The organism is Prevotella sp. P2-180 (assembly GCF_002251435.1).
Classification (GTDB): Bacteria; Bacteroidota; Bacteroidia; order Bacteroidales; family Bacteroidaceae; genus Prevotella.
This window is the reverse complement of the sequence record NZ_NPJI01000053.1, coordinates 1-3,305: the sequence shown is the minus strand read 5'-3', so window position 1 is coordinate 3,305 and position 3,305 is coordinate 1. Positions and strand designations below refer to the sequence as shown.

Sequence of the window (3,305 nt, the reverse complement as noted above, 5' to 3'; positions counted from 1 at the left end):
CCTCCACACTCTTTGCGTTCAGACCGAATCGCATTGTGCCAAGTCCCGGCACCGGCACCGAATGGCCCTCAGTAGCCCAAGCCTTAATCACGTCGCCGCAAGCAGAGAACGCGGCTTGGAGAGCACCCTGTCTTTTCCTGGAAAAGTTTACTTTTGTACGTGAAACTGTCCTATGTTGGGTCTTTACTTTATGTAAGACCGCCCGCCAAGGGATGGGAGGCGTGGAGGAATTAGGAAACGAAGTTCGACGAAGTCAATTAGGGATTAAAAGGGAGCAAGACTTAAGTTTTTCTCCCTTTTTCTTTGTCCTTTCGTTTTTTATGTGAAATTTTGCGGCGAGATATAAATGATTTGCACTATGACAACAGGAATGATGACGAAAACAATCGCCGGGCTATTTCCTTACAAAACTTAAAGCAAATGTGAAAAAAGTGGTTGAAAAATTTGGATAATCTGATATAAAATATTAACTTTGCACCCTAAAGTCGTTTGGAAAACGTGTGTATTACTGTAAAAAGTCGTTTGGAAAACGTGCGTGATGCTTTAAAAAGTCGTTTGGAAAACGTGTTTTGTTTTATTTAATCAATTTATTGTCAGATGTTTAGAAGAAAGATAGAACAAGTGCTTTTGGACTGGAAGAAAAATAAGGACAAAATGCCAATTGTTATCAAAGGATGTCGCCAATGCGGAAAGACGTTCTCTGTACTTGATTTTGCACGTAAGAACTATGGCAATGTGGTTTATTTGGACTTTTTTCTAAATCCACAATACAAGTCAATATTTGATGATTCTCTGGAGATAGACAATATTTTGGTCAACATATCAACGTTGCTGCCCAATGTACGTATTGTTCCTGGTGACACATGCTTTGTCTTTGACGAGATACAGGATTGTCCTCGTGCCCGTACTTCCTTGAAGTTTTTTAAGATAGATGGACGTTTTGATGTTATATGTACAGGCTCATTGCTTGGTGTTAGTGGTTATAGGTCGCAGGATACAGATGATGACAGATTTGCACCTGTGCCAGTGGGCTATGAAAAGATTGTCGAAATGTATCCTATGGATTTTGAGGAGTGGTTGTGGACAAATGGCATCCAAGAGGCTGTTTTCAGAAAACTTGAGGATTGTTTGTCTTCTCTCGTTCCTGTTCCCGAGGTTATTCATCGTCGGATGACCCAACTTCTCCAGCAATATGTCATTGTGGGAGGAATGCCCCGTGCAGTTACAACATTTATGGAGACGCATAATATCCAGGAGGTGGTTAGCGTTCAAAATGCAATAATCGAAGGATACAAGACAGATATGCTGAAATATGCTCCTCAACCGGATAAATCTCGGATTAGGGAATGTTTTGAGTCAATACCCAAGCAGCTCAGCCGCGAAAACAAGAAGTTTGCCTATGCACAGGTCAGGGCGAATGGTCGAGGGCGTGACTATCAGGGAAGTCTTCAATGGATAGAGGATGCAGGTATAATCCGAAAGTGTTATAATCTTGAGATTCCCGAATTGCCGCTGGATGGCAATGCAATATCTGAGCAGTTCAAGGTTTATATGGCAGATACAGGATTGTTTATCAGTATGTTGGAGCGTGAGACTGCCCACGATATTTTAAATGGTAATCTTTTTGGCTATAAGGGAGCCATATTTGAGAATCTCATTGCAGACATTTTTGGTAAGATGGGACGAAAACTGTATTATTATCGTAAAGACAGCGGCCTCGAGGTGGATTTCGTGATGCGCTATGATGGTGAGTGTACACTAGTGGAGGTGAAGGCTTCAAGTGGCAACGTGAAGAGTACGAAAACAATACTTGCTCATCCAGAAAGGTATCATGTCTCAAGGGCGATTAAACTGGGAAATTATAATATAGGAACGTCTGACCAGATTACTACATTGCCATTGTATATGGCTTTTCTGTTGAAATGATGCAACATTCAAGTTAATTACAGTTAAATTTTCTGGTTTGAACAGGACAGGGGACAGGTCACTGTCCCTTTCGTCTTTTTTTTTGCTAACTTTGCGGTCGATAATAAGATTCTGAATCACTATAACATGAAGGCCAAGGTTGTTGACAACCGCTACCTCTTCTTCTAATCATTCAGAAGTCACATAGTTTTTCATAAGATAATAAAGGCTGCACTCATCTGGGTGCAGCCTTTATTGTGTTTAAATTGATGTATAAATCAAATTAGAGGGCGAACTTGTAACCAACAGTGAACTGGAATACAGTGTTCTTATGGTCGAATCCATCTAGCAACTTGGTCATACCCCAGTTGTAGCGGGCATCGATTACGAAATCAGAAATCTCGTAAGACAGACCTACAGGAATTGAGAGGTCGAATGATTTGGAGCCATCTAAATCATAAGATTTACCATCTACTTTAGCCTCAGCCTTTACCTTAAATGCCGGTTGAATACCTGCCTTAACAGCCAATCCCTTTGTGATATAGTAATTAGCAAGGATTGGGATGTTGATGTAATCAAGATTCAATTTTACTCCTTCATACTTTGCACCCTGCATAGAGTAGATAGCACCAGCGGTAACAGCGAAAGACTCGTTAAGCTGATAGCCAAGCTCTGCACCGGCTGCAAGACCAACCTTTGCGTCAAAATCACCATCGGTGATATTGGCAACGTTAATACCAACGAGAGGCTTAAGAGTAAGTGTACCAGCCTCTGCCTGTGCGCTTGCTGTAAGTGTTGCAAATGCCATTGCAACCATCATCATAAATTTCTTCATAATGTTTTTTTAAAAATTATTAAATAATGTGTTTACTAAAGTGTCATCATTATTGATACCGGATGCAAAGATAATATATATATACCATTTATGCAAGAAAAGTTACTAAAATTTTTGTTTCTAATATATAGTTAATTTTGTTTTGTCTTGTACTGAAATAAGCTGACTCTCCACTTCTAAAAAAGTTAAATAATTAAATGGCAAGAAGAAGATTCAGCCGCGCTTTTAAGCGTGCAGTAGCCGTTGAGTATGTTAAAAGCGGCGTGAAAAGACAGGAAATAGCCATGAAATACAGGACAGGGGACGGGTCACTGTCCCGCATGAATAGTCAAAAAAAATAATCTTAAATGTTATAAAAATTGAGGAGGCAGGACACGGACCTGTCCGTGTGCCACGAGGTGCACATCTATATATAAAGGGTTGGCTACCTTCCATATGAGATGTAGCCGTAACTGCCAATGAGATGAGAGAAGGTCTCTCGGTGTCGGTGTGCAGGCACAGGCATCAAACCCTCTGCAAGCTGCTGCAGTCGTAAACGTTGCGGTGGTGAGCGTTGCAGAGAGGT

3 protein-coding genes and 1 pseudogene are annotated in these 3,305 nt (G+C 40.9%); 2 read left to right on the top strand and 2 right to left on the bottom strand.

Translation table 11 applies throughout. From position 1 onward, the window contains the following. Positions 1-103, bottom strand: a pseudogene (locus CIK98_RS18690) (DNA-binding protein); the annotation flags it as partial. A gap of 494 nt (positions 104-597) precedes the next feature. Here CIK98_RS18690 and CIK98_RS08105 point away from each other — a divergent pair. Beyond that, complete coding sequence (locus CIK98_RS08105) at positions 598-1,926, top strand: ATP-binding protein (RefSeq protein WP_094383746.1); 1,329 nt, start codon at positions 598-600, stop codon at positions 1,924-1,926. A 262-nt stretch (positions 1,927-2,188) separates the two neighbouring features. On the opposite strand, the gene CIK98_RS08100 is transcribed toward CIK98_RS08105, so the two are convergent. Further along, on the bottom strand, positions 2,189-2,740 hold the full coding sequence (locus CIK98_RS08100) for a porin family protein (RefSeq protein ID WP_094383745.1): 552 nt from the start codon (positions 2,738-2,740) through the stop codon (positions 2,189-2,191). Positions 2,741-2,937: 197 nt separating this feature from the next. Between CIK98_RS08100 and CIK98_RS18095 the strand changes: the two genes are divergently transcribed. After that, positions 2,938-3,081 (top strand): hypothetical protein, encoded by a 144-nt coding sequence (locus CIK98_RS18095; RefSeq protein ID WP_172409866.1) that lies wholly within the window; start codon positions 2,938-2,940, stop codon positions 3,079-3,081. The last annotated feature ends 224 nt before the right edge of the window (positions 3,082-3,305 follow it).